The sequence below is a fragment of the Kaistia sp. SLG-1 genome, from assembly GCF_059699055.1.
In genome coordinates this window covers 3,691,093-3,717,213 of record NZ_AP048544.1, presented here as the reverse complement: position 1 = coordinate 3,717,213, position 26,121 = coordinate 3,691,093, and the positions used below count along the sequence as shown (strand labels likewise).

At 67.1% G+C, this 26,121-nt stretch carries 25 protein-coding genes and 1 other RNA gene; 17 read left to right on the top strand and 9 right to left on the bottom strand.

The genetic code is table 11. The features are described 5' to 3' along the window. The first annotated feature begins 67 nt into the window (after positions 1–67). From AC6HZP_RS17075 to AC6HZP_RS17065, 3 genes are all read left to right on the top strand, one after another. Positions 68–1,051: a zinc-binding dehydrogenase gene (locus AC6HZP_RS17075; protein WP_497523805.1), complete on the top strand. Its 984-nt coding sequence runs from the start codon at positions 68–70 to the stop codon at positions 1,049–1,051. A 173-nt stretch (positions 1,052–1,224) separates the two neighbouring features. Beyond that, on the top strand, positions 1,225–2,646 hold the full coding sequence (locus tag AC6HZP_RS17070; RefSeq protein ID WP_497523804.1) for an FAD-binding oxidoreductase: 1,422 nt from the start codon (positions 1,225–1,227) through the stop codon (positions 2,644–2,646). Positions 2,647–2,650: 4 nt separating this feature from the next. Then, positions 2,651–6,538 (top strand): AsmA family protein, encoded by a 3,888-nt coding sequence (locus tag AC6HZP_RS17065; protein WP_497526816.1) that lies wholly within the window; start codon positions 2,651–2,653, stop codon positions 6,536–6,538. Here the strand turns inward: AC6HZP_RS17065 and AC6HZP_RS17060 are convergent. From AC6HZP_RS17060 to ssrA, 5 genes are all read right to left on the bottom strand, one after another. Further along, on the bottom strand, positions 6,525–6,776 hold the full coding sequence (locus tag AC6HZP_RS17060; protein WP_497523803.1) for a ribbon-helix-helix domain-containing protein: 252 nt from the start codon (positions 6,774–6,776) through the stop codon (positions 6,525–6,527). The two genes, AC6HZP_RS17065 and AC6HZP_RS17060, sit on opposite strands and share 14 nt — an antisense overlap. Further along, the gene (locus tag AC6HZP_RS17055; protein ID WP_497523802.1) at positions 6,773–6,973 is read right to left on the bottom strand and encodes a DUF4169 family protein; all 201 of its coding nucleotides are present in this window, start codon (positions 6,971–6,973) and stop codon (positions 6,773–6,775) included. The genes AC6HZP_RS17060 and AC6HZP_RS17055 overlap by 4 nt, the downstream gene beginning before the upstream one ends. A 194-nt stretch (positions 6,974–7,167) precedes the next feature. Then, positions 7,168–8,559 (bottom strand): class II fumarate hydratase, encoded by a 1,392-nt coding sequence (fumC, locus tag AC6HZP_RS17050; protein WP_497523801.1) that lies wholly within the window; start codon positions 8,557–8,559, stop codon positions 7,168–7,170. A gap of 57 nt (positions 8,560–8,616) precedes the next feature. Further along, complete coding sequence (locus AC6HZP_RS17045; RefSeq protein WP_497523800.1) at positions 8,617–9,135, bottom strand: SspB family protein; 519 nt, start codon at positions 9,133–9,135, stop codon at positions 8,617–8,619. Positions 9,136–9,417: 282 nt separating this feature from the next. Next, positions 9,418–9,774: a transfer-messenger RNA gene (gene ssrA, locus AC6HZP_RS17040) on the bottom strand. 332 nt (positions 9,775–10,106) lie between these two features. Between ssrA and AC6HZP_RS17035 the strand changes: the two genes are divergently transcribed. Next, a complete protein-coding gene (locus AC6HZP_RS17035) occupies positions 10,107–11,312 on the top strand; it encodes a multidrug effflux MFS transporter (protein ID WP_497523799.1) in 1,206 nt (401 codons plus the stop codon). Positions 11,313–11,316: 4 nt separating this feature from the next. Here AC6HZP_RS17035 and AC6HZP_RS17030 read toward each other — a convergent pair whose 3' ends face one another. Then, positions 11,317–11,907 (bottom strand): hypothetical protein, encoded by a 591-nt coding sequence (locus AC6HZP_RS17030; protein WP_497523798.1) that lies wholly within the window; start codon positions 11,905–11,907, stop codon positions 11,317–11,319. Between the two features lie 150 nt (positions 11,908–12,057). Here AC6HZP_RS17030 and AC6HZP_RS17025 point away from each other — a divergent pair, with 150 nt between their 5' ends. The 9 genes from AC6HZP_RS17025 (at position 12,058) to AC6HZP_RS16985 (ending at position 19,625) form a co-directional block, all read left to right on the top strand. Then, complete coding sequence (locus tag AC6HZP_RS17025) at positions 12,058–12,852, top strand: thymidylate synthase (protein WP_497523797.1); 795 nt, start codon at positions 12,058–12,060, stop codon at positions 12,850–12,852. 88 nt (positions 12,853–12,940) lie between these two features. Next, positions 12,941–13,960 (top strand): DUF4424 domain-containing protein, encoded by a 1,020-nt coding sequence (locus AC6HZP_RS17020; RefSeq protein WP_497523796.1) that lies wholly within the window; start codon positions 12,941–12,943, stop codon positions 13,958–13,960. 12 nt (positions 13,961–13,972) lie between these two features. Next, the gene (locus AC6HZP_RS17015; protein ID WP_497523795.1) at positions 13,973–14,488 is read left to right on the top strand and encodes a GNAT family N-acetyltransferase; all 516 of its coding nucleotides are present in this window, start codon (positions 13,973–13,975) and stop codon (positions 14,486–14,488) included. Positions 14,489–14,524: 36 nt separating this feature from the next. Next, on the top strand, positions 14,525–15,094 hold the full coding sequence (locus AC6HZP_RS17010) for a TIGR00645 family protein (RefSeq protein ID WP_497523794.1): 570 nt from the start codon (positions 14,525–14,527) through the stop codon (positions 15,092–15,094). Next, positions 15,091–15,594, top strand: a complete 504-nt coding sequence (locus AC6HZP_RS17005) for a dihydrofolate reductase (protein WP_497523793.1) — start codon at positions 15,091–15,093, stop codon at positions 15,592–15,594. The genes AC6HZP_RS17010 and AC6HZP_RS17005 overlap by 4 nt, the downstream gene beginning before the upstream one ends. Before the next feature lie 159 nt (positions 15,595–15,753). After that, positions 15,754–16,875 (top strand): FtsH protease activity modulator HflK, encoded by a 1,122-nt coding sequence (gene hflK / locus AC6HZP_RS17000; RefSeq protein ID WP_201400286.1) that lies wholly within the window; start codon positions 15,754–15,756, stop codon positions 16,873–16,875. Next, positions 16,875–17,870, top strand: a complete 996-nt coding sequence (gene hflC / locus AC6HZP_RS16995) for a protease modulator HflC (RefSeq protein ID WP_201404508.1) — start codon at positions 16,875–16,877, stop codon at positions 17,868–17,870. Before hflK ends, hflC begins: the two co-directional genes overlap by 1 nt. After that, positions 17,867–18,052 carry a DUF2065 domain-containing protein gene (locus AC6HZP_RS16990; protein ID WP_497523792.1) on the top strand — a complete coding sequence of 62 codons (186 nt, stop codon included), beginning with the start codon at positions 17,867–17,869 and terminating at the stop codon, positions 18,050–18,052. Before hflC ends, AC6HZP_RS16990 begins: the two co-directional genes overlap by 4 nt. A gap of 85 nt (positions 18,053–18,137) precedes the next feature. Then, a complete protein-coding gene (locus AC6HZP_RS16985) occupies positions 18,138–19,625 on the top strand; it encodes a DegQ family serine endoprotease (RefSeq protein WP_497523791.1) in 1,488 nt (495 codons plus the stop codon). Positions 19,626–19,816: 191 nt separating this feature from the next. Here AC6HZP_RS16985 and AC6HZP_RS16980 read toward each other — a convergent pair whose 3' ends face one another. Next, positions 19,817–20,368, bottom strand: coding sequence for a GNAT family N-acetyltransferase (locus tag AC6HZP_RS16980; protein ID WP_497523790.1), 552 nt, complete (start codon positions 20,366–20,368; stop codon positions 19,817–19,819). Next, a complete protein-coding gene (serB, locus tag AC6HZP_RS16975; protein WP_497523789.1) occupies positions 20,365–21,276 on the bottom strand; it encodes a phosphoserine phosphatase SerB in 912 nt (303 codons plus the stop codon). The genes AC6HZP_RS16980 and serB overlap by 4 nt, the downstream gene beginning before the upstream one ends. Positions 21,277–21,298: 22 nt before the next feature. On the opposite strand from serB, the gene miaA reads away from it, so the two are divergent. Continuing rightward, positions 21,299–22,210 carry a tRNA (adenosine(37)-N6)-dimethylallyltransferase MiaA gene (gene miaA / locus AC6HZP_RS16970; RefSeq protein ID WP_497523788.1) on the top strand — a complete coding sequence of 304 codons (912 nt, stop codon included), beginning with the start codon at positions 21,299–21,301 and terminating at the stop codon, positions 22,208–22,210. On the opposite strand, the gene adhP is transcribed toward miaA, so the two are convergent. Then, positions 22,191–23,219 (bottom strand): alcohol dehydrogenase AdhP, encoded by a 1,029-nt coding sequence (gene adhP / locus AC6HZP_RS16965; RefSeq protein ID WP_497523787.1) that lies wholly within the window; start codon positions 23,217–23,219, stop codon positions 22,191–22,193. The genes miaA and adhP overlap by 20 nt on opposite strands. A gap of 189 nt (positions 23,220–23,408) precedes the next feature. Between adhP and AC6HZP_RS16960 the strand changes: the two genes are divergently transcribed. The 3 genes from AC6HZP_RS16960 to AC6HZP_RS16950 all read left to right on the top strand — a co-directional run bounded on the left by AC6HZP_RS16960 (position 23,409) and on the right by AC6HZP_RS16950 (position 26,069). Beyond that, entirely contained in the window at positions 23,409–24,251 is an 843-nt protein-coding gene (locus AC6HZP_RS16960; RefSeq protein ID WP_497523786.1) for an alpha/beta hydrolase family protein, read from the top strand. A 109-nt stretch (positions 24,252–24,360) separates the two neighbouring features. Next, a complete protein-coding gene (locus AC6HZP_RS16955; RefSeq protein ID WP_497523785.1) occupies positions 24,361–24,984 on the top strand; it encodes a hypothetical protein in 624 nt (207 codons plus the stop codon). 131 nt (positions 24,985–25,115) lie between these two features. Next, positions 25,116–26,069: a helix-turn-helix transcriptional regulator gene (locus AC6HZP_RS16950; RefSeq protein WP_497523784.1), complete on the top strand. Its 954-nt coding sequence runs from the start codon at positions 25,116–25,118 to the stop codon at positions 26,067–26,069. Positions 26,070–26,121: the final 52 nt, after the last annotated feature.

The window sequence follows — 26,121 nt, the reverse complement described above, 5'->3', positions numbered from 1 at the left end:
CCCTGTATCGGGCGGCTGCGGCAGCTTTCCGGCACTGACAAGGGCAGGCGATCAGGGAGTTTTTATCATGCGAGCGGCCCTCTATGAGCGTTTCGGCGATCCCGCCGATGTCCTTCAGTCCGGCGAGCGTCCGGTTCCCGAGCCCGGACCGGGTGAGATCCGGGTCCGCATGGTGCTGTCGCCGATCCACAATCACGATCTCTGGACCATTCGTGGCACCTATGGCCACAGGCCGGATCTGCCGGCGATCGGCGGCAGCGAGGCGCTCGGCATCGTCGATGCGCGCGGCCCGGACGTCACGGCGCCGGTGGTCGGCCAGCGCATCGTTGTCAGCGGTGTTCGCGGCGCGTGGAGCGATTATTTCGTCGCGCCGGCGATCCGCGCCGTGCCCCTGCCGAATGCGATTGGCGACGACACCGGCTGCCAGCTGCTCTCGATGCCGTTGAGTTCGCTGATGCTGCTGGAAGACCTCGGGATCGCTAGCGGCGAGTGGATGATCCTGAACGCTGCCAATGGCGCCGTCGGCCGCATCGTCGCCATGGTTGCCAAGGCGCGCGGCATCCATGTCATCAGCCTCGTCCGGCGCGATGCGGGCCTCGCCGAGCTGACGGCGCTCGACATCGGCAACGCCGTCTCGACCGAGACGCCGGGCTGGGAAGAGCGCGTCCGGTCCATCGCCGGCGACGCGCCGATCGTGCGGGCCGTCGATTCCGTCGGCGGCAAGGATGGCGGGCGTCTGACAAGCCTGCTGGCCGATCGCGGCCTGCTGATGTCGTTCGGCGCCATGTCGAACGAGCCGCTGGTGATCCCCTCCGGCGACCTCATCTTCCGCGATGTCTCGGTCAAGGGCTTCTGGGGCGCCCGCCGCTCGGCGGCGACCGGCCGTGAGGAGATGGTGCGGTTGATCGGCGAGCTCGTCAGCTTGGCCGCGTCGGGGCAACTGCGGCTCGGCATCGACCAGCGCTTCGGCCTCGCCAATCCGGCAGGGGCCGCCGCGGCGAGCGCCCGGCCGGGCCGGACGGGCAAGATCGCGCTCAGCGGTTCGGTATGACCGACCCGCTGGTCGGCCGTTCCTTGCGGGTGTAAACCGGCCTGCGAAAGCCACCGAATTCGGCGGTGAGGCCCGGCAAAAGCGTCAGGAAGTCTTTGGCGCGGCAGCAGGGTTTTGATAGGTTGCGCCCGACATGGCTTGCGGGCCAAGAACCCGTTGGGAGGCTTTTTAGTATGACAGTTTCGGCGCTGCGCAACGAGGATGCGCGTGACGAAGTGGCGTTGGCCACGGCCCTCGAGATCCTGCAGGAGCGCTTCGGTCCGCGCTTTACGCGCGGGCTGGAGATCCGGCGCCAGCACGCCAACACGACGACCTGGCTGCCGAACGAACCGGCGGACGCCGTCGTGTTCGCCGTGTCGACGGAAGAAGTCTCCGACATCGTCAAGATCTGCGCCGCGCATCGCGTTCCGGTCATCCCGTTCGGCACCGGCACCTCGCTCGAGGGCCATGTCAACGCGCCGAAGGGCGGCGTGTCGATCGATCTGTCGCAGATGAACCGGATCGTCGCGGTGCATGCCGAGGATCTCGACTGCACGGTCGAGGCGGGCGTGACGCGGATCCAGCTCAACAACCACATCCGCGATCAGGGTCTGTTCTTCCCGATCGATCCCGGCGCCGACGCCAGCCTTGGCGGCATGGCGGCGACGCGCGCCTCCGGCACCAATGCCGTGCGCTACGGCACGATGCGCGAAAACGTCGTCCGCCTGACGGCCGTCATGGCCGACGGCTCGATCGTCCGCACCGGCAGCCGCGCCAAGAAGAGCTCGGCCGGCTACGACCTGACGCGGCTTCTGGTCGGCTCGGAAGGCACGCTCGGCATCATCACCGAGGTCACGGTGCGCCTGCACGGCCTGCCGGAATCGGTCGCGGCGGGCGTCTGCTCGTTCCCGACGGTCGAGGATGCCTGCAACGCGGCGATCCTGACGATCCAGAGCGGCATCCCGATCGCCCGCGTCGAACTCGGCGACGCGATGATGATCCGCGCCACCAACGAGTTCGCCAAGCTCGGCCTGCCCGAGACGCCGCACCTGTTCCTCGAGTTCCACGGCTCGCCGGCCTCCGTCGCCGAGCAGGCGGAGCAGTTCGCCGCGATCGCGCAGGAGTTCGGCGGCGGCGAGTTTGCCTCGGCGACCCGCCCCGAGGATCGTACCAAGCTCTGGCAGGCGCGGCACGATTCCTATTTCGCCGTGAAGGGCCTTCGTCCCGGCGACAACATCCAGAGCGTTTCGACCGACGTCTGCGTGCCGATCTCGAAGCTGGCCGAATGCGTCGCCGAGACCAGCGCCGATATCGCGGCCAACGGCTTGATCGGGCCTGTCGTCGGTCATGTCGGCGACGGCAATTTCCATACCCAGCTCCTGATCGACATCACCAATCCGGAAGAGATCGCCAAGGCCGAAGCCGTGATCAGCCGGATGAACGAGCGGGCCATCGCGCTGGACGGCACCTGCACCGGCGAGCATGGCGTCGGCCAGGGCAAGCGCAAATATCTGATCAAGGAGCATGGTCACGGGCTCGATGTGATGCGCATGATCAAGGCGACGCTCGATCCGCTCGGCATCCTGAACCCGGGCAAGATCCTGCCGGACGCATGACGACATCGGAGCCGGGGCCGGCAAGGCGGAGGTTGATCTGAACAGGCTGTACCTGATCATCGGGGGCATCATCATCGCCGTGCTGTTTTCGGCGCTGGTGATCCCTTGGTTCGTCGACTGGAACGCCTTTCGCTCGACCTTCGAGCGGGAGGCGGAGAAGATCCTCGGCCAGCCGGTCACCGTCGCCGGCACCGCCAACGCGTCGCTCCTGCCGATGCCGTCGCTCGTCTTCACCGACGTGCGTGTCGGCGGTACGCCCGACAAGCCGATGATGAAGGTCGACCGGTTCGCCGTCCGGATCGAGCTGATCCCCCTGATTTCGGGCACGTTCAAGGTCGTCGACATGGCGATCACCCGGCCACGCCTGCAGGTCACCGTCGCCGCCGACGGCACGCCCGACTGGCTCCGCCGCTCCGAGGCCTCGAAGGCCCTCAATCCCGACGCCGTGACGCTGGAAAAGGTCGATGTCTCCGACGGCTCGATCGATTATCGCGACGAGCGCACGGGCCGGTCGCTGTCGCTGACCGGCATCAACGCCGCCGTCGACGCGCGCTCGCTGACGGGTCCCTGGAAGATCGAGGGCGGCCTGGTCGCGGAGGGCGTGCCGACGACCTTCCGCGTCGCCACCGGCCGCCGCGACGCGGACGGTTCGATCCGGGTCAAGGTCGAGGCCAATCCGGCCACCGTCCCGGTCGCCTTCTCGGCCGAAGGGCCGCTCAAGACCGACGAGCAAGGCCTGAACTGGTCGGGCGGTTTCTCGTTGCTGCATGTCGCCGACGATGACGGCGGGCGGAAGAAGACGCCGAGCTGGCGCGCCTCCGGCAGCTTCGATCTGCGGCCGGAGCAATTGCGGTTGCCGGCGATCACCCTGTCGCAGGGGCCCGAGGATCGGCCCTACAGTCTGACGGGCGCCGCCACGGTCGATCTCGGCAAGGCGATGCGCTTCGACGCGACCCTCAAGGCGCGGCAGCTGGATCTCGATCGCTCCATCGGCAAGGGGCCGAACGAGCCCGCCAATGTCGACATGGCCTCGAAGGCGGTCGTCTCGGCGCTGTCGGACCTGCCGGTCCCGTCGATCCCCGGCCGCATCGGTTTCGATATTCCGGGCATCGTCATCGGCGGCTCGGTGATCCAGAACCTCCGCTTCGACGCGGTTACCGCGCAGACCGGCTGGAAGATCGAGGAGCTCGGCGCCGACCTTCCGGGCCGGACGCGTCTCGCCGCCGACGGCATCGTCACGACGTCGCCCGAGGCGAGCTTCGACGGCGCGGTGCGGCTGATCTCGGAGCAGCCGTCGATCTTCGCGGCCTGGTGGCGGGGCGGCAAGATGGCGTCCCGGCCGCAGCTGCAGCCCTTCGACATGTCGGGCCAGCTGCATCTGGCGCCTGGCGCCATCCAGGTCACGGGCATGGCGGCGCGCATGCGCGATTCCAGCGTTCGCGGCAGCCTCGGCTGGCAGGAGGCGAGCGGCGACGGCCGCCGCAATCTCTCCGTCGAGCTCAAGGCCAACCGGCTCGATTTCGACCAGCTGACCTCGCTCGGCGAATTGTTCGTCGGCCAGAGCCTCAGCGATACCGACAGCATCGCCGACGGCTTCCAGGTCAAGATTTCGACCGGCGAGCTCGAGGTTGGCGACATGCTGCTGGAGCAGGTCACCGCCGATGGCAGCTTCGCCAATGGCGTGCTGGAGGCGAACCGTCTTTCGATCGGCAACCTCGCCGGCGCGGCGATCACAGCGAGCGGCCGTGTCGCCGACATGAAGGGCGCCCCGAGCGGCCAGATCTCCGCCTCGATCGAGGCTTCCGACCTGACCGGCACCGCGGCGCTCGTCGAGCGCCTGCTGCCCGGTTCCGCCGTTTCGCGCTGGTTCAAGGAAACGGCGCCGCTGCTCGGCCCGAGCAAGCTCGCGACCGTGATCAATGCGCGCGCCAGCGACAACATCACCCATGCCAACCTGACGCTGAACGGCACCGCCGGCGGCACGGCGATCGACGCCGCGCTCGGCTTCGTCGGCACGCCGGCCGGCTGGCGCGAGGGCAATCTGAAGCTCTCCGCGGCGATCGAGAACCCGGATGCCGGCCTGCTGATCCGCCAGCTCGGCTACAGCGCCCTGCCGCTCGACCAGCCGGGCAAGGCGCGGCTGACGATCGAGGGCGACGGCACGCTCGCCGAGGGCGCGGCGGCGACCATCAAGGGCGAATTCGCCGGCCTGACCTATGCGACGGACGGCAAGATCGGCGTCGACGCGGCCGGATTGCCGACCTTCGAGGGTACGGTGACGGCGCATGGACCGGACGCCACCGCGGCGCTGGCGCTCGCCGGCTTGTCGCTGCCCGGCATCCAGGAAGCGCTGCCGCTCGAGGCGACGACCTCGCTCGACGTGAAGGACGGCGTCGCGACGCTCTTCTTCCGCGATGCGCGGCTCGGCGACGTCCAGGCCAGCGGCTCCATCGATTTCGGCCGCGAGGCGAGCCGCTGGCGGCTCAAGGGCGACGTCGCCGTCGACGAGGCGGATCTGACGCGCGCCACCTCGCTGGCGCTCGGCCTGCCGCAGGACCTGCTCGCCAGCACCGAGACCCCGTGGTCGAAGACGACCTTCGGGCGGCCGGTTCTCGACGGCTTCGACGCGGCGTTCCGGATCTCCGCCGACCGGCTCCTGGTCTCCGATGGTGTCACGGTTTCGAATGCCGCGCTGGAAACGAGCTTCTCCGGCGAGCGCACCGAACTCCGCCTGACCCATGGCGATTTCGCCGGCGGCAAGGCTACCGGCTCGCTGTCGATCGTCAATCCCGAGGGCGATGCCTCGATCTCGGGGCAGGTCTCCGTGACCGGGGCGGCGCTCTCTGATCTGGTCTGGCAGCGCGACGGCCGCTCGGTCGCCGACGGAACGCTCGATATCTCCGCCCAGTTCGAAGGCACGGGACGCTCGGCCGCTGGCGTCGTCTCGTCGCTTTCCGGCGGCGGCTCGCTCCGCGTCGGCGCCGGCTCGGCGCGCTTCGTCAATCCGGAGGCTTTCGGCGCCGTCATCCGCGCCTCGAACGCCGGGCGCGAGATCGGCGAGGCGGAGTTGCGCAAGCTGTTCGCCGGCTATCTGGACGCCGGCACGCTGGCGTTCGACCATATCGAGGGCGCGTTCTCGATCGCGGCCGGCACCATCCGGGCGCAGAATCTGGGCGTGACCAGCCCCAGCGCGACGATGGTCGGCGGCGCCACCATCGATCTGAATGCCGAGACGCTCGACAGCCAGTGGACCCTGACGATCGATCCCGGCGAGGACCGGGTGAGCGGCGCCATACCGCAGGTCGGCCTCGTCTTCTCCGGCCCGCTCGCCGAGCCGACGCGCCGGATCGACGTCGCGCCGCTGGCCGGCTTCCTGTCGGTCCGCGCCTTCGAGCGCGAGGTCGAGCGGATCGAGAAGTTGCAGGCGGAAATCGTCGAGAAGGAAAAGCTGAGCCGGCTGGTCCGCGTCGCCCGCGAGGATGACGAGCGCCGTGCCGAGGCGGCGCGGAAGGCCGAGGCGGACAAGGCGGCCGAAGCGGCCGCGAAGGCGGAGCGGGAAGCCGCGGAGCGCGCCGCCAAGGAAGCGGCGGACAAGGCGGCCGCCGACAAGGCCGCCGCGGAGGCCGCTGCCGCGAAGAAAGCTGAGGCCGCGAAGAAGGCCGAGGCGCTGCGCCTGCAGAAGGAAGAGCAGGCCCGCAAGGCCGCCGAGGCGGCCGCGAAGCGGCAGCTCGACTTCTCCGATGGCATCGAGACGCTTCTGAAGGGCATCGACGAGCCGGCGCCGCGGCCTCAGGCGCGGCCGCAGCCGCCCTTGCAGCTGCAGATGCCGTCGCAGGGGAACGATCCCGGCGCGCCGATGGTGCTGGTGCCGCCGGCCTCTATTCCGAATTGACGGGGCGGGGGGCCTCCGTTCCGTCCGGATGGAGCTTCGCCTGATACCAGGCCAGGACCGCCAGCCGGATGGCCGAGGACAGGTTGGTCTCGGCCTGGCGTTCGCCGTCGATGGCCGCGATCAGCCCGGCGAGGCTCTGGCCGCGCGAGGCCGCGATGGTCCGGAGCGCCTGCCAGAACGGCTCTTCGATCGAAATGGATGTCTGATGGCCGGCGATCGAGACCGAGCGCTTCTTCATGCGACGGTCGGATCCTTGTCGTCGTCCCGTCGGTGGTCGTCGAGATGACGGCGGGCCTTCTCGGCCGCGATCCGCTCCAGTGCCTTCTCGGCCCGGTTCCGGCCGAACCGCACGCGGTTTTCCTCGGCCGTCGCGGCCTTCTCCTGCCGGACCTTTTCCTTGCGGAAGCGGTTCAAATTGATGATTTCTGCGGTCATGGTGATCCTCCTTGGAAGCCGGCCCCCGGCGACCGCCGCGTGAACGCGGGGTGTCGGCGATGCCGGCGCAGGCCGAAGGAACGATCGCGCTGCCCCTGACCGATGGGCCGCAGGCGCTTCATCGTCCTCCATGCCTATCAGTGCGCATGGAAGACGAATTGTCCAGCTCCGTAATGTAACGGAGGTGAGCCGCCTCAGTTCGGGTGGATCATGTCCTCGGGGCGCACGACGGCGTCGAACTCGGCGTCCGTCACATAGCCGCCGCCGACGGCTTCCTCGCGCAAAGTCGTGCCGTTCTTGTGCGCGGTCTTGGCGATCTTGGCGGCGTTGTCGTAGCCGATCTTCGGCGCCAGCGCAGTCACCAGCATCAGCGAGCGCTCGACGCCCGACTGGATGTTGTCGAGGCGGGGCTCGATGCCGACGACGCAATTATCGGTGAAGGAGACTGCCGCGTCGGCGAGGATCCGCACCGACTGCAGGAAATTGTAGGCCATCACCGGATTGTAGACGTTGAGCTCGAAATGGCCCTGGCTGCCGGCGAAGGTGAGGGCGGCCTGGTTGCCGAACACCTGCACGCAGACCTGCGTCAGCGCCTCGCACTGGGTCGGGTTGACCTTGCCCGGCATGATCGACGAGCCCGGCTCGTTCTCCGGCAGCGACAGCTCGCCGAGGCCGGCGCGCGGGCCGGAGCCGAGCAGGCGGATGTCGTTGGCGATCTTGAACAGCGAGGCGGCGACCGTGTTGATCGCGCCATGCGAGAACACCATGGCGTCGTGGGCTGCCAGCGCCTCGAACTTGTTCGGCGCCGAGGTGAAGGGCAGGCCGGTGATCTCGGCGATCGCGCTCGCGACGTCCTCGGCGAAGCCGATCGGCGCGTTCAGGCCGGTGCCGACGGCGGTGCCGCCCTGGGCGAGCTGCATCAGGTCCGGCAGCGTCATCTCGATGCGCTTGATGCCGTTCTCGACCTGCTGGGCGTAGCCGGAGAATTCCTGGCCGAGTGTCAGCGGCGTGGCGTCCTGGGTGTGCGTACGGCCGATCTTGACGATCGCCGCCCAGTCCTTGGCCTTGGCGTCGAGGGCCGCGTGCAGGTGCTTCAGCGCCGGCAGCAGGCGATGGACGATCTCCTCGGCCGAGGCGATGTGCATCGCCGTCGGATAGGTGTCGTTCGACGACTGGCTCATGTTGACGTGGTCGTTCGGGTGGACGGGCTTCTTGGAGCCCATCACGCCGCCCAGCATCTCGATGGCGCGGTTGGAGACCACCTCGTTGGCGTTCATGTTCGACTGCGTGCCCGAGCCGGTCTGCCAGACGACGAGCGGGAAGTGGTCGTCGAGCTTGCCGTCGATGACTTCCTGCGCGGCGGCGACGATCGCCTTGGAGATCTCCGGGTCGAGGCGGCCGAGCTTGGCGTTCACTTCCGCCGCGGCGCGCTTGATGACGCCGAGCGCCCGCACGATCGGCAGCGGCTGCTTCTCGAGACCGATCTTGAAATTGCCGAGCGAACGCTGGGCCTGGGCGCCCCAGTAGCGGTCGCTGGCCACTTCGATCGGGCCAAAAGTATCCGTTTCGATACGGGTCGTCGTCATAGTCAGCCTTTCCCAGCCGCTGGCGCGGCCTCGTTCAGTGAGCAGTCGGGGAGGGGATTAGCTCTTCTTGCGAAACGCGTCGAGCCGCACGACTTCGGCGGCCGGCTTTTCGCTCGGCTCGGCGGGAGCTTCTTCGGCCTCGGCCGGCGCATCGAGGACGATCGGCGACGTCTCGACATCCTCCATCTCCGCGCCCGTCTCCAGCGCGTCCTCGTCGGCCGGCGCGGTCTCGAACTGCAGGCCGAACTGCACCGACGGATCGACGAAGGACTTCAGCGCCGTGAACGGAATCAGCAGCCGCTCGGGCACGCCCTTGAAGGAGAGGCCGATCTCGAAGGCGTGCTCCGTCACCGAGAGATCCCAGTACTGATGCTGGATGATGATGGTCATCTCTTCGGGATAGTCGGTCATCAGCCGCGTCGAGACGCGGACGCCGGGCGCCCGGGTTTCGAAGGTGATGTAGAAATGATGGTCACCCGGCAGGCCCGTCTTGGCCACTTCGGCCAGCACCTTGCGAACGACGCCCCGAAGCGCGTCCTGGGCCAGAATGTCGTAGCGGATCAGATCTTCGGCCATGAACGGCGACTACCCAGAATCAATGCGGACGGGGTCGAGACAGGCACCCGGTGCGGCAAAACCGCGGACCCGCGCTAAAAACGGCTCCCTGACGAGCCTTGTCGTCGAAAACTCGATCTCCGGCCCCGAGAAGTCAAGCGCGCGCGCGGATGGTTCTTGGAAAAGGTGAACGGCGACACTCTTTCGCGAAGATTGAGGTCCCGACGCGACAGGAAACTTCGTCCGCGGCCAGGCTGTCATGCCGGCGTCACGGGCTGGGATCGTAATGTCGGAAGGAAGGGAAGTGGAGGCTTCTGTTGCCAGGTGCCTCCGGACCCCGCCTACACGGTGCTACCCGTAAGGACTTTTATTTCGGTACCGGCACTGCTTACGCAGCGACAGCAACCGGAGCATAGTTGTCGTTTGCAACTACAGATTTGGTCCGATAACGGCGGTACCATGCCGAGCGAAAGAACACCCTTTACGCCCTCGTCGATCCTATTTCGCCCCCGCCGAAAACCATCCCTTGGGATGGGCTTGGGTGGAGGCGCCGGGTACCGCCCCCGGGTCCGATGGGTTTATTTCGATGACAGTTTATCGCCATAGCCGGCTTGCGCCGGCACCCGACATATAGGCGATTGAAACCGCCGTGAAAAGGGTTCGGGGCCGGATCCGGCGGCCTTCGGCCGAGATGCGCACCGATACTGTCGCGCGATCGGCGCCAGGCCGCGCGGGGGAGGCGCGGGGGAGGCGCGGGGAGGGGCGCGGAGCAGGGAGCGGAAGAACGCCGCCATCGCCTGCCGGGGGCGGCGGAGGTGACGTTAACGACAATGTGGGTTGACGGACGAGCGTTTGTCGACCATTAGTGTGCCAACCATTACAAAATTATCGCGGCGCTGTGGCCGCGTCGGTGTCCAAATCAATCGCTGATCTTGATCCTGCGTGGCATTGCCGTTCCGCAGAGGCCGGGTCGTCGCTTTCAGGTGTCTCACATGTCCTCCTCCATCCTGCGCTATGCCGTTATTCTCGGCCTTTTGAGCGCGATCGGTCCGTTCGCGATCGACATGTATCTGCCGGCGCTCCCGGCGATCGGCCAGGATCTCGGCGCGACGACCGGCGCCGTGCAGATGAGCCTGATGGCCTTCTTCATCTCGGTCGGCCTCGGCCAGCTGATCTATGGGCCCGTCGCCGACATGGTCGGCCGCAAGCCGCCGCTTTATTTCGGCCTTGCCCTGTTCGCGCTTGGCAGCATCGGCTGCGCGCTGGCGCCGACGGTCGAGATCCTGATTGCTTTCCGCTTTGTCCAGGGCCTCGGCGCCTGCGCCGGCATGGTCGTGCCGCGCGCCGTCGTGCGCGACCTGCATACCGGCAATGAGGCCGCGCGGCTGATGTCGCTCCTCATGCTCGTCTTCAGCATCTCGCCGATCCTGGCGCCGCTCGCCGGCAGCGCCGTGACGGCGATCGCCTCGTGGCGCGCGATCTTCTGGATCGTCATGGTGGCGGCGATCCTCGGCATCGCCCTGCTGGCGCTGGCGCTGGACGAGACGCGGCCGGCCGAGCAGCGGGTTGAAAGCGGCGTCGGAAGCGCGCTCGCCGGCTATTGGCTGCTGCTGCGCGACCGCCACTTCCTCGGCCTCGTCTTCATCGGCGCCTTCGGCATCTCGAGCTTCTTCGCCTATCTGGCCAATTCGTCCTTCGTGCTGATCGAGCATTATGGCCTGACGCCGACGCAGTACAGCCTCGCCTTCTCGATCAACGCGGTGTCGTTCTTCGGCTTCTCGCAGCTGAATGGCCGGCTCGGCGGCATGTTCGGCCTGAAGCGGGTGATGCGCGTCGCCGTCACCGGCTTTGCCATCTCGGTCGTCGTCCTGTTCCTGCTGATGGCGTCCGGCATCGACGGTCTCGCCGTCCTGATCGGCGTCCTCTTCGTCGCCAACGGCTTCCTCGGCCTCGTCATTCCGACGTCGGCGGTGCTTGCCCTCGACGAGCATGGCGAGATCGCCGGCACCGCCTCGGCACTGATGGGAACGCTGCAGATGGTGACGGGCGCCGTCGTCATGGCGGTCGTCGGCCTCTTCCTCGACGGCACGGCGCTGCCGATGGTCGCCGGCATCGCCGCCTGCGGCGTGATCGCCTTCACGCTGGCGCAGGTGACGCTCGGCCGCCGTGGCCGCGCCGTCACCGCGCCGGCGGAATAGAGGGCTACTGCAGCGTCGAGAAGGCGCGCAGGATCCAGAAGGTCTGGAATCCGAGGGCCAGGATCGCGATCGTGAGGTGGAAGCGCCTGTCGCTTACGAACATCGCCACGATCGCGACCGTCGCGTAGACGATGTTGCGGATCGGATAGATGATGCCGAAGGAGTGGAAATGGGCGCTGCCCTTGATCGCGGTGTCGATCAGGTCGACCAGGAAGATGACCGCGATCAGGCCGTAGAACCACTTCCGCCGCGACATGAAATAGTCGGCGTATCCTGAGTATTCCGCCAGGCTATCGGGAAACAGGATGGCGCAGAGGACGAAGTAGAGGCTCGAATAGAAGATGATGAAGATATAGAGCTCGAACGTCCAGAGGTGGACCGAGGTCAGATAGAACTCGAACCACCAGAAATGCACCACGCACAGGAAGGCGAAGGCCACCCACAGAAGGTGGGTGATGAAGACCGGGTTGCGGAGCGGATGCTGCGCGAAGCGGGCGAGGCCGCTCAGCAGGCGTGACACGCTGAGACCCAGGATAATGCCGATGATGACCCGCACATGCAGGTAGACGTCGGGATTGGCAATGGTCTGCGACATGCCCAATTCCTCAAGCCGGGGGCGGGCAGGGCTCGCGCGGCCTAGCCGAACCCCAATTGAACGCAGAGCCGCGCTTTGTGCAATCGGTGGAGTCGCGATCCGGGCTCGCCGCTGTATGATCGCGGAAACATCGAATCTGTTGGACGATCCATGCGCCAGTATCTCGACCTCATGCAGCATGTCCTGGACAAGGGCGTCCGGAAGGAAGACCGCACCGGCACGGGCACGCTCTCCGTGTTCGGCTACCAGATGCGTTTCGACCTCGCCGACGGCTTTCCGCTGGTGACGACCAAGAAGGCGCATCTGAAGTCGATCATCCACGAGCTGCTCTGGTTTATCGCCGGCGAGACTAACATCCGCTACCTGAAGGAAAACGGCGTTTCGATCTGGGACGAGTGGGCGGACGAGAATGGCGACCTCGGCCCCGTCTATGGCGCGCAGTGGCGCTCCTGGCCGGCGCCGGACGGCGGCACCATCGACCAGCTCGCCAATGTCATCGAGATGATCCGCACCAAGCCGGATTCGCGCCGGCTGATCGTTTCCGCCTGGAATCCGGCGGAGGTCGACGACATGGCGCTGCCGCCCTGCCACAGCCTCTTTCAGTTCTACGTCGCCGAGGGGCGGCTTTCCTGCCAGCTCTACCAGCGCTCGGCCGACATCTTCCTCGGCGTGCCCTTCAACATCGCCTCCTATGCGCTGCTGACGATGATGGTGGCGCAGGTGACGGGGCTGAAGCCGGGCGATTTCGTCCATACCTTCGGCGACGCCCATCTCTATTCGAACCATCTCGAGCAGGCGAGATTGCAGCTTTCGCGCACGCCAAAACCGCTGCCGACGATGAAGCTCAACCCGGCCATCCAGCGGATCGAGGATTTCCGCTTCGAGGATTTCGAGCTCGTCGGCTACGATCCCCATCCGGCCATCAAGGCGCCAATCGCCGTGTGACCGCGCTTCGCGATGGGCGGGTCGCTCGACCGAAGGGGCGGCGACCTGCTAGATCGGGCTTGATCATGACCGTCTGGAGGTTTCGTCCATGCGCGCCGTTGAGACCCGCCTCGCCAGCCTTTGCCTCGCCCTGATGCTCGCCGCGTCCCTCGCCGCGCCGGCGAGGGCGAACGACTCGACCGCGGCGCTCGCCGCCGGCGGCCTCGTCTATGTCCTGACCGAGGACATAGAGATGCAGTCGGAGGACCTCTTCCTATCGCTTGACGAAGTCCGCGTCCGCTACACCTTCGAGAACCACGCCGACCACGACATCACGACGCTCGTCGCCTTCCCGATGCCGGACATCCAGGGCAGCATCGATTTCATGGTGTCGATTCCGGTCGACGACCCCGTGAACTTCCTCGGCTTCAAGACGCTGGTCGATGGCAAGCCGATCGAGACCAAGGTGCAGCAGCGCGCCTCGGCGCTCGGGATCGACCAGACGGCGCTGCTCACAAGCCTCGGCGTGCCGTTGGCGCTGCATCTCGACACGACGCGTACGGCGCTCGATGCGCTGCCGCAGGCGGACAAGGACAATCTGGTCCAGCTCGGCCTCGCGGCTATCGACGAATACGACAATGACGGCAAGGGGATGGTGAAGCATCTCGCGCCGACCTGGCTGCTGTCGACCGTCTTCTATCGCGAGCAGATTTTTCCGGCCGGCAAGCAGCTCGTCGTCGAGCACAGCTACAAGCCGAGCCTCGGCCAGAGCGCTGACGTCTCCTTTGTCGCGCCCGAGGCGCAGTCGGAGCCGTGGTTCGAGCAATACCGCCAGAAATACTGCATGGACGACGCCTTCCTGAAGGCGGCGCGGGCCGGCCTCACCTCGGACGGGAGCAATACGCTGTTCGAGAACCGCATCGCCTATGTCCTGCGCACCGGCAGCAACTGGGCCGGGCCGATCGCCAAGTTCCGCCTCGTCGTCGACAAGGGCGCGCCGAAAAACCTTGTCTCCTTCTGCGCCGAGGGCGTGAAGAAGATCGGCCCGACGCAGTTCGAGGTGGTGAAGACCGATTTCGATCCGCAGCAGGATCTCGACATCATGATCCTTTCGCCGCGCGAACCCTGACAAGGAACCGACATGGCTCTGACCCTTCGCCCCGCCCGTCCGGGCGACGCGCCGCTGGTGCTCGAATTCATCAAAGCGCTGGCCGAATACGAGCGGCTGGCGCATGAGGTCGAGACCGACGCCGCGGCGCTGGACGTCGCCCTGTTCGGGCCTGCGCCGCGCGTCTTCTGCTCGATCGCCGAATGGGAGGGCGAGTCGGCCGGCTTCGCGCTCTGGTTCTACACCTTCTCGACCTTCCAGGGCCGCCACGGCATCTATCTCGAGGATCTGTTCGTGAAGCCCGACTTCCGGGGCTACGGCATCGGCAAGGCGCTTCTGGCGAGCCTGGCGGAGCGTTGCGTCGCCGAGGGGCTCGGGCGCTACGAATGGTCGGTGCTCGACTGGAACGCGCCGTCAATCGCCTTCTACGAGGCGCAGGGCGCGCGCCGTCTGGTCGAATGGCAGCGTTGCCGGGTCGAGGGCGACGCGCTGATTCGTCTCGGCCAAACGATTCCGGCGGCAGGGAGGGTTGGCGAAGCGGCCTTGTGATCCGTATATGCGGGCATCATCCACGGAGCTTCTCCCTTGAAATCCTTCGAGACCTCGATCGAAAAGCTCATCATGTCGGCCCGCTGGCTGCTGGTGATTTTCTATGGCGGCCTGGGCGCCGCGCTGGTGCTCTACGCAGCCTCCTTCCTGGCGAAGTTCTGGAAGGTCGCCATGAACGTGTTCGTCTATGACGAGTCCGACATGATCCTCGCCATGCTCGGCCTGATCGACGCCGCGTTGGTCGCGAGCCTCGTCGTCATGGTGATGATCTCGTCCTACGAGAACTATGTCAGCCGCTTCGACAATGCTTCCCATGACCTCTCCTGGCTGGGCAAGCTCGATTCCGGCAGCCTCAAGATCAAGGTGGCCTCCTCGATCGTCGCGATCTCGTCGATCCACCTGCTGCAGGTGTTCCTGAACGCCAACGAGTACACGAACGACAAGATCATGTGGTCGACGATCCTGCACATGACCTTCGTCCTCTCCGCGCTGCTGCTGGCGACTGTCGACCGCATCTCGGCCGGCGGCAAGGCCAAGGACGAGCCCGCCAAGAAGGCCAAGGACGTCGGGTCGTCCAAGGGAGCGGCGCTGCCGCAGCCGGAATGACGGCGCGGCTTTCGATCATCGCCGCGGTGGCGGAGAACGGCGTCATCGGCCGCGACGGCGACATGCCGTGGAAGCTCTCGACCGATCTCAAGCGCTTCAAGGCGATCACCACCGGCAAGCCGGTGCTGATGGGCCGCAAGACCTTCGTCTCGATCGGCCGGCCGCTGCCGAACCGCCTCAACATCGTCGTCACCCGCGATCCGGCCTTCGCGGCCGATGGCGTGACCGTCGTTCCCGAGCTCGACGCGGCGCTCTCGGCGGCGGGCGCGGCCGAGGAACTGATGGTGATCGGCGGCGGCGAGATCTATCGCGCCTTCTTCGACCGGGCCGATCGGCTCTACATCACCCATGTGGCGGCGACGCCGGAAGGCGATACGCTGTTCCCGCCGATCGATCCGGGGATGTGGGAGACGGTTTCCTCGGAGGCGGTTCCCGCGGGTCCCGCCGACACCGCGGCGACGCGATTTGTTATCTATGAGCGCCGAAAAACGGCCGTGTGATCGTGGATAAACGACGCAGTCGCGTTGAAAGCCCTGCGCCGACACACCACTTCCAGCCTCGCTGAGGCCCTGCAAAAGGCCGCATATCCGGGGCTTCTCTTGCTTCGATGGGCGGGGGCAGGTACGCCTTGCCTATTGATCGACAACTAAGGAGCGAAGATGCCCTGGAGCAACCAGACGGGCGGCGGATGGAAAGGCAGCAACAACGGCGGACCTTGGGGTCAGGGCCCGCGCGGCAATGGTCCCAATCCGCCGGATCTTGAGGAACTCCTTCGTCGCAGCCAGGACAAGCTCAAACAGGTTCTGCCTGGCGGCTCCGGCGGCGGCTTCAACCCTGTCTTGTTCATCGCCATACTGGCGGTGGTCGTGGCGTTCCTGGGCTATAATTTCTTCACCTTCCGCGTCGAGCCGGACGAGCAGGGCGTCGTGCTCCGCTTCGGCCAGTACCAGCGCAGCGCCCCGCCGGGCCTGAACTTCCGCCTGCCTTACCCGATCGAGGCCGTCTACACGCCGCAGGTCACGCGCGTGAACCGGACGACGGTCGGCACGGTCCAGGATGACCGGAATACCGGTTCGAACGGTCGCGACGTGCCGCAGGAGAGCCTGATGCTGACGGGCGACGAGAACATCGTCGACGTCGATTTCTCGGTCTTCTGGGTCATCAACGACGCCAGCAAGTACCTGTTCAACGTGCAGAATCCCGAAGGCACGGTGAAGGCTACGGCCGAAAGCGCCATGCGCGAGATCATCGGTCGTTCGGACATCCAGCGCGTGCTGACGGAAGAGCGTCTGGGCATCCAGACCGCCGTGCAGGAACTGATGCAGAACAAGCTCGACCAGTATGGCGCCGGCATCCAGATCACGCAGGTCCAGCTCCTGAACGTCGGCCCGCCGTCTGAGGTCATCGACGCGTTCCGCGACGTGCAGGCGGCCGAGCAGGACCAGGACCGCGTCCAGAACGAGGCCCAGACCTACGCCAACCGGGTCATCCCCGGCGCGCGCGGTCAGGCGTCGCAGATCGAGGAAGCGGCCAACGCCTATCGCGACCAGATCGTCGCCGAGGCGAAGGGTCAGGCCGATCGTTTCACGAAGGTCTACGAATCGTACAAGGAAGCGCCTGCCGTCACCCGTGAGCGCATCTATCTCGATACGCTTTCCGGTGTCTTCGCCGACATGGACAAGATCATCGTCGACGAAAAGGGAGGTGGAGTGGTGCCGTACATGCCGTTGCCTGCCTTGCAGGGCGCGCCCGCAGCCGCCAAGCAGGGAGGCTCGCAGTGATGGGTCGCATTTTCGGCGGGCTCGGCCTCGTCATCGTCATCATCGTCGCCATCGTTGCTTATTCGGGCCTGTTCATCGTCAACCAGACTCAGCAGGCGCTGGTTCTGCGCTTCGGTAATCCGGTCCGCGTCGCGACGGAGCCCGGCATCTACGCTAAGATCCCGCTGATCGATAATGTCGTGATGCTGGACAAGCGGCTGCTCGACATCGATTCGCCGCCGATCGAGGTCATTGCGCGCGATCGCAAGCGCCTCGTGATGGATGCGTTCGGACGCTACAAGATCGTCGATCCGCTGCTGTTCTATCAGGCTGCCGGTTCGGTCCAGGTTGCGGAATCCCGGCTCGCCGTGATCCTCAATTCGGCGATCCGCGGCGCAGCCGGCCAGATGGATTTCAGCAGCATCGTCCGCGAGGGCCGTGCCCGGCTGATGCAGCAGATCACCGAGCAGGTGCAGCGTGAAGGCAAGCGCCTCGGCGTCGATGTCGTCGACGTCCGCATTCGCCGCGCCGATCTGCCGCCGGAGAACAGCCAGGCCGTCTATCAGCGCATGCAGACGGAGCGTCAGCGCGAAGCGACGGAAATCCGTGCGCAGGGCGAGCAGGCGGCTCGGACGATCCGCGCGCAGGCCGACAGGCAGGCGACGGTCATCGTGGCCGAGGCGAACCAGCGCGCCGACGAGATCAAGGGTGACGGCGACGCGCAGCGCAACCGCATCTTCGCGACGGCGTTCGAGCAGGATCCCGACTTCTTCTCGTTCTATCGATCGATGCAGGCCTATCAGGACGGCATGAAGAGCGACACGACGCGCATGGTGATCTCGCCGTCGTCGCCGTTCTTCCGCTACCTGACCGACCCGAGCGGCAACGCGCTGGCGGTTCCGGAGCGGGCGACGCCCGGCACGCCGGCCCCGCCCAAGGCCGCGACGCCGGCTCCGCCGAAGGCCGTGACGCCGGCCCCGGCGGCAACCGAACCGGCGCCCGCCGCGACGCCGTGACGGACTTCGTCACCGCGCTGGGACTCGTCCTCGTCATCGAGGGCGTGTTCTACGCGGTGGCGCCCACGGTTGCGAAAACCCTGATGCGGCAAGGAATTGCCGCATCGGATTCCATGCTGCGGGTATGCGGGCTGATCGTGCTCGCGATTGGCGTGGCGGTGGTTTGGCTGGCGCGCTCCTGACCCTCGGCGGCGGCGCGCTTCGCGCTAGATGTATCGAAGTCGCGGTCGTGTCATGCTGGACGGCGACGCCAGAGGAGAGATGCAGATGGCCGCGGCCAACAAGAAGTCCTATCGCCTGTGCCTCGCGGCCGCCCTCGGGGCGCTGCTCAGTACCGCGACGCCCGCCTTTGTTCCGCCTGCCATGGCGCAGGGCCCGGAATCGGTCGCCGACCTCGCCGCCGGCCTCGTCGATTCGGTGGTCAACATCTCGACGTCGCAGACGATCGAGGGATCGCGCGGCGTTCCCACGCCGCAGGCGCCCGAAGGGTCGCCCTTCCAGGAATTCTTCGACGAGTTCTTCAACAAGCAGAAGGACGGCACGGACAATTCGCCGCCGCGCAAGGTGCAGTCGCTCGGTTCCGGCTTCGTCATAGACGCCTCCGGCATCATCGTAACCAACAACCACGTCATCGAAGGCGCCGACGAGATCGTCGCCAATTTCAATGACGGCTCGAAGCTGACGGCGACGCTGCTCGGCCGCGACGAGAAGACTGACATCGCCGTGCTGCAGGTCAAGCCGACCGCCGCCAAGCCGCTCAAGGCGCTGAAGTTCGGCTCGTCGGATGCGATGCGCGTCGGCGACTGGGTGATGGCGATCGGCAATCCGTTCGGCCTCGGCGGCACCGTGACCGTCGGCATCGTCTCGGCCCGCAACCGCGACATCAATTCCGGCCCCTACGACAATTTCATCCAGACCGACGCCGCCATCAATCGCGGCAATTCCGGCGGCCCGCTCTTCAACATGAAGGGCGAGATCATCGGCATCAACACGGCGATCATCTCGCCCTCGGGCGGCTCGATCGGCATCGGCTTCGCCATCCCGTCCGACGCTGCCGTGCATGTCGTGCAGCAGCTGCGCGAATTCGGCGAGACGCGCCGCGGCCTGCTCGGCGTGCGCATCCAGCAGGTGACGGACGAAATCGCCGAGAGCCTCGGCATGCCCGCCGCGCGCGGCGCGCTGGTAGCCGGCGTCACCGAGAAGGGACCGGCGGCGGAAGCCGGTATCCAGCCTGGCGACGTCATCCTGTCCTTCGACGGCCGACCGGTCACCGAGATGCGCGATCTGCCCCGCCTCGTCGCGGACGCGAACATCGACAAGCTCGTCGACGTCGTCGTGATCCGCAAGGGCAAGGAAATGACCCTCAAGGTGAAGGTCGGACGCCTGACCGAGGCCGCCGAGAAGGCCGAGGACAAGCAGGCGCCGGCTCCGGTCGAGCCGCCGAAGCCGGTCGTCACCGAACTGCTTGGGCTGACGCTGTCGGAGCTGACGCCGGAACTGCGCGCGCAGTTCTCGATCGCGCCCGAGGTGAAGGGCGTCGTGATCACGGCGATCGACGCGGGCAGCGCCGCCGCGGAGAAGGGCGTTGCGATCGGCGAGGTCGTCGTCGAGGTGTCGCAGGAGCCCGTAGCCCAGCCTTCCGAGGTGACGACGCGCATCGAGGCGCTGAAGAAGGACGGTCGCCGCTCGGCGCTGTTCCTGATCGCCAACAAGGCGGGCGAGCTGCGGTTTGTTCCGCTGAAGCTCGACGAGTAGAGGGCAGGGCGGCACATCTCTTGGTGTCGCCTCGCAGCCCCCGTCGTGACAACCCGAACTCCGTCATCCCGGGCGAAGACCCGGGATCCATTCAGCTGGGTTTCACGAGTGCGGGCCTCCCGGAGCCCGGGCTGCATGGATCCCCGCCTGCGCGGGGATGACGGCGAGTGTGGGACAGGCGGTGCGCCCGCCTACCTGCCCTCGAACGCTTCCCGCTTCAGCCGGTAGAGCACATGCGGGCGCAGCGGATGGCCTTCCGCAATGCCCGGATGATCGAAATCGTCGGCCGGGTCGCGGGTCATGCCGAGGCGCTGCATCAGTCCGGCCGAGCGCGTGTTGAGCTTGGCCGTGAAGGAGACGATCTCCGGGAAATCGTGCTCGGCGAAAGCCGCCGCGAGCACCGCTTCCGCCGCCTCGCGTGCATAGCCCATGCGCCAGAACGGCCGCGCCAGGCGCCAGCCGATTTCGACCGAGGGAGCGAAAGGCGCTTCCGGAAACACGTCGAAGAGACCCGTCATGCCGACAAAGGCCCCGGTCGAGCGTTCTTCCAGCGCATAATTGCCATAGCCGCGCGCGACCCAGTGCGCCTCGATACGATCGACGAGCGCATCCGACTCCGCCCGGCTCAGCACGTGTGGAAAGAATTCCATCACTTCCGCGTCGGCGCACATCGCGGCGAAGGGGGCGCGATCGCTGTCCTGCCAGCGGCGAAGGCGGAGGCGGGACGTCTCGATCGGCTTCATGCGGCGAAGTCGCTCCGGCGATAGCCCTGGGCGAAGAGCAGGGCGGTCAGATCGTTGTGGTCGACCCGGGCAGCGGCCTCGGCGGCGACCTTCGGCTTCGCATGATACGCGATGCCGAGGCCGGCGGCGCGGATCATCGCGAGGTCGTTGGCGCCGTCGCCGACGGCCAATGTCTCGATCTTCGAGAGCGAGAAGCGGCGGGCCAGATCCATCAGCGCCGAAAGCTTGGCTTCCTGGCCGAGGATCGGCTCTTCGACGGTGCCGGTCAAAACGCCGTCCTGATGGTTCAGGATGTTGGCGCGGTTCTCGTCGAAGCCGATCTGGGCCGCGACCGGGCCGGTGAACAGCGTGAAGCCGCCCGAGACCAGCGCAGTATAGGCGCCGTTCGCCTTCATGGTGCGGATCAGTTCCGGTCCGCCCGGCATCAGCTTGATGCGTTCCGCGAGCACCGTGTCGACGACGGAGAGCGGCAGGCCCTTCAGCAGGCCGACCCGCTCGCGCAGCGCCGGCTCGAAGGCGATCTCGCCGCGCATGGCGCGCTCGGTGATCTCGGCGACATAAGGTTTCAGCCCGGCCATGTCGGCGAGCTCATCGATGCATTCCTGCCCGATCATGGTCGAATCCATGTCGGCGATCAGGAGCTTCTTGCGCCGTCCGGCGATCGGCTGCGCCACCACGTCGACCGGGCGGCCGTCGATCATCTCGAGCAGGTCGTCGCGGATGACGTTGAGGCCGTTCTCGCCGGCGGGCAGCGCCACGTCGCAGGCCTCGCCATCGGCGAGCCAGTCGGGCCGGCCGGCGCCCGGAAGGTCGGCGGCCTCATCCACCACCTCCGAAAGCGATGCCGCATGTTCCGGCCGTGCTATGAACGTGGCGACATATTCGAACGGAGCGGTATCGGACGGCATGGGGAACCTGAATTCAGCGAAAATGGGACCTGCCGTCCTGATAGCCGGGCCGACCGCGAGCGGCAAGTCGGCGCTAGCGCTGGAGCTGGCGCGCCGGCATGGCGGCGTCGTCATCAATGCCGATTCGATGCAGGTCTATCGCGAGCTGCGCATCCTCTCCGCGCGGCCAGACGCCGAAGAAGAGGCGCAGGCGCCGCACCGCCTCTACGGCCATGTCGCGGCCGCCGAGCGCTATTCCGTGGCTCGCTGGCGCGAGGACGCGAAGGCGGCGCTGGAGGCTGCATGGCACGACGGCCAACTGCCGATCGTGATCGGCGGCACCGGGCTCTATTTCAAGGCGCTGACCGAGGGGCTCTCGTCGATCCCCCCGATCCCAACCGAGCATCGCGCGCGCGTCGAGGCGCGGGCCGATGAGGAGGGCGTGCCGGCCTTGCACGCGGCGCTAAGCAAGCTCGATCCCGAAAGCGCCGAGCGGCTGGCGCCGCTCGATCGCACGCGGGTGCTGCGCGCGCTGGAAGTCGTCGAGGCGACCGGGCGCTCGATCGGGGAATGGCAAAGGGAGACGGGCGCGCCGCCGCTCGTCGACGCGGCATCGGTCCGCCGGATCGTGCTCGAACCGGAAAGGGCGGTGCTCTACGAGCGGATCGGCCGGCGTTTCGACGGCATGGTCGAGCGGGGTGGGATCGCCGAGGCGGAGGCGCTGATCGCGCTCGGGCTCAATCCGGCGCTGCCGGCGATGAAGGCGATCGGCATCCGCGAGTTCGGCGCCCATCTCGCCGGCGAGCTGTCGCTCGACGAGGCGATCGAACGCGCCAAGATGGAGACGCGCCGCTATGCCAAGCGGCAGGGCACCTGGTTCCGCAACCAGATGGCGGATTGGGAGCGCCACGCGCCCGGCGCGGCGCTCCCGGAGATCAGCTTGCGATCTGCATGACGACGCGGCCGTCGATCTTGCCGGCGCGCATCTCGTCGAAGATGGCGTTGATGTTGTCGAGCTTGTCCCAGCTGTAGTGCGGCGTGACCAGGCCATCGGCCGCGAACTCCAGCGATTCCGCCAGGTCCTGCCGTGTGCCGACGATCGAGCCGCGAATCGTGATGCGGTTCAGCACGACGTCGAAGATGGGCGTCGGGAAATCGCCGGGCGGCAGGCCGACCAGCGCCAGCGTGCCGCGCCGGCGCACCATGCCGAGCGCCTGCGCGAAGGCGGGGCGCGAAACGGCGGTGACGAGCACGCCATGCGCGCCGCCCTCGGTCGCCTTGCGGATGGCATCGGCCGGGTCGCCTTCCGAAGCGTTGACCGTGACCTCGGCGCCGAGTTCGCGGGCGAGTTTCAGCTTGTCCTCGCTGATATCGACGGCGGCGACATGCAGGCCCATGGCCTTGGCATATTGCACCGCCATGTGGCCGAGGCCGCCGATACCGGAGATCACCACCCACTGGCCGGGCTTCGCCTCGGTTTCCTTCAGGCCCTTGTAGACGGTGACGCCGGCGCACATGACGGGCGCGGCGGCGCCGAAATCGAGCTTCTTCGGGATGTGACCGATATAGTTCGGGTCGGCCAGCACATAGTCGGCATAGCCGCCATTGACCGAATAGCCGGTGTTCTGCTGCTCGTTGCAGAGCGTCTCCCAGCCGGAGAAGCAGTGCTCGCAATGGCCGCAGGCCGTGTAGAGCCACGGCACGCCGACGCGGTCGCCTTCCTTGACGCCTTTGACGTCGCGGCCGACAGCGGTGACGAAGCCCGAGCCCTCATGGCCGGGGATGAAGGGCGGCTTCGGCTTCACCGGCCAGTCGCCCTCGGCGGCATGCAGATCCGTATGGCAGACGCCGCAGGCCTCAACCTTCACCAGGATGCGGTCATGCCGCATCTCGGGGATCGGCACGTCCTCGATCACCAGCGGCTTGCCGAACTCCCGGACAACGGCGGCTTTCATCGTCTTCATCGCGACCTCCTTGGTGGGCGTATCGATATGACATCCTGAGTGTATTGGCGGGGGCGAGCAAATCCAAATGGTTGTGGCCGGTCCATGATCTCGATCAAATGCGGCGACCGTGACAGGCCGTTGACGCCGCGGGAAATGAGAGATCTGCTGGCGGTCGTCCCATGGGAACCCGCAAGGAATGATCTCATCATGCGCCTGCTGCCCGCCTCGCTCGCCTTCATCGCCGTCCTGTCGCTGCCCGCGCTCGCCGCGGCCGGAGAGAGCGTGGTGACGCTCGAAGGCGGCATCGCCGCCACGCTCAACCTTCCGGAGGGCGCCACCAGCGCCCCGGCGGTCTTGATGCTGCACGGCTTCGGCTCGTCGCGTGATGAGGTCGGCGGCATGTATGCCCGCGAGGCGGCGGCTCTCGCCAAGGAGGGCATCGCCTCGCTCCGCATCGATTTCCAGGGCTTCGGCAAGAGCGACGGCGACACGGGCGCGACGACGATCGATGGCCAGCTCGCCGACGCCAAGGTCGCGGCCGATTTCCTCGCCAAGCAGGCCGGCATCGATCCGAAGCGGCTCGGCGTTCTCGGCTTCTCGCTCGGCGGCGGCGTCGCCACGCTGCTCGCCGCCGACGAACCGGAGCGCTTCCAATCGCTGGTCACCTGGTCGTCGGTTGGTGATTTCTCCAGGGATATGAAGGGTTCGATCGGCGCCAAGGCGATCGCCACCGCCGAGACGGAGGGCGTTGTCGGCCTCGATCTCGGCTGGCGAACCATCGTGCTGAAGAAGGGCTTCTTCGACAGCCTCGAGACGCATAAGATCGACAAGGCGATCGCGAGCTATCCGGGAGCCTATCTCGCCATCGCGGGCGCGAAGGATTTTTCCGCCGCCTATCCGGAAGGTTTCGCCAAGCTCGCCAAGGGCTCGTCGAAGGAAGTCTGGATCGTGCCGGAAGGCGACCACATCTATGGCAGCCTGGGCGCCGACCAGACGATGGCCGACAGCGTGATCGCGAAGACGGCGGCGTGGTTCAGGAAGACGCTTTGAGGGCAGACGCGACGCCTCCGTACCGGCCGGGCTGAAGCGCCAGTCACCACCGCCCTCGACGCGCCACGCCGGCTGGGCGGGAGTGCGTCGCATGCGCGGACGGCTCGTCATGGCTGCCTTGGCCACCTCCACGGCCCTCTGGATGGCAACGGCTTCGGCCGCGCCGGACGGACTGCCGCGCCTCTATCTCGAAGATTTTCGTCTCGGCAATGCGCCGGAAGCCGAGCGCGTGCCCGGCTGGCGGCGGCTCGATGCCGAGCGCGCGGACGCCGACGCGCTTTCGGGATGCCGGGCGCTCGGCTTTGACTGCAGCGACGATCCGGATCCGGAACGGGCGGCGGAACGCTTCCTGAAGCCCGAGATCGTCGCCGGCCCGTACCGCGGCACCGCGCGGATCGCTCTGCAGCGCGGCGCCAGCTACTACGCCAAGTTCGACGCGCCGCCGGGCTTCAGCATCTGCCGGGCCGGCATCGATCTCGTCGACGGTTTCATCAGCCGCGGCGCCGTCTTCGCCGGCTCGATCCAGCGCAACGGCCGCGACGGGCTCGGCGTCTATGCGGCCCTGCCGGAGCCCGGCGGCGGCGGAATCGCCTTCCGCCTGTTGATCGCCACCGTGCCGGAGGCCCGCTTCGACCGCGAGGCCTGCTGGCCGGACGGCACCATCGTCTTCCTCTGCGCCGGCCGGGATCGCTGCCGGCCGAGCCGCGCCTATCCGGAAACCGACCTGAGATGATGGTCACACCCTGGACTCTTGACCTTCCAGTCAATCTTTTGGATGAATCCGCGCCTTACCGAGCGGAAGGCGCGGGCGTCGGGGGACCCTTACAGATCGCCGGCCGTGATTGCCAAGGGAACGATCCCAACATGCAGCGCCTCTCGACCCGCCTGGTCCCGGAACGGCATCGGCTCGCCTTCGTGCATGATTTCGTCGCGCGCCACGTCGTCGGCATGGAGTTTCGGCCGGCCGATCCGCAGAGCTTCCATGTCGATCTCGCGGCCCATGCCCTGCCGGATGCGGTCACGCTGGCGCAGGCGCATTATTCGCCGCTCGACGGCAAGCGCTCGCGCGCGCTTATCGGCGACGGCCGCGACGACTACCAGCTGATGATCCATTCGACCGAGCACGAGGTCTCCGTCGACGGCAAGGCCCCGATCACGGTTGCGGCCGGCGACCTGATGATCGTCAACCAGGCCGTCTGGACCGAATGCCGGCTGCCGGAGACCTGGCTTCGGGTCGTCGCGCTGGAGCGGACACGGCTCGCCCGCCTGCTGCCGCGCATCGACGCGCGCGGCTGCTACATCATTCCCGCCGCTACCCCGGGGCTGCGGCTCTTCGCCGGCTATGCCGAGCTCCTGCGCCAAAGTCCGCCGGGCGATGCCGAGGCGGCGGCGCTCGCCGCGCGCCATCTCTACGACCTCGTCGCCCATCTGCTCGGCGGTGTCGTTCCCGGCGATACGGCGCGGGGCGGCGGGGGCATCGGCGCGGCGCGGCTGGCGCTGGTCAAGAAGGAGATCTTCGCGCGGCTCACCGATCCCGAACTGGACATCGGCGCGATCGCACGCCGGCAGGGCGTCACGCCGCGCTACATCCAGCGCCTGTTCGCGGCCGAGGGCGCGAGCTTCACGGAATATCTGCGCGAGAGCCGGCTGCAGCTCGCCATACGCTCGCTGCGCGAGGACCGGGCGGGCTCGATCGCCGACATCGCGTTTGCCGCCGGCTTCCAGGACCTGTCGCATTTCAACCGCGTCTTCCGCCGCCGTTTCGGCTGCACGCCCTCGGACGTTCGCGCCGAGGCACTTGCCGGCCGGGCCCGCTGATCCGGCCTCTTCCTTTCGTTTCGGCTTCCTTTCGCTTCGGAAAACGCGCTGT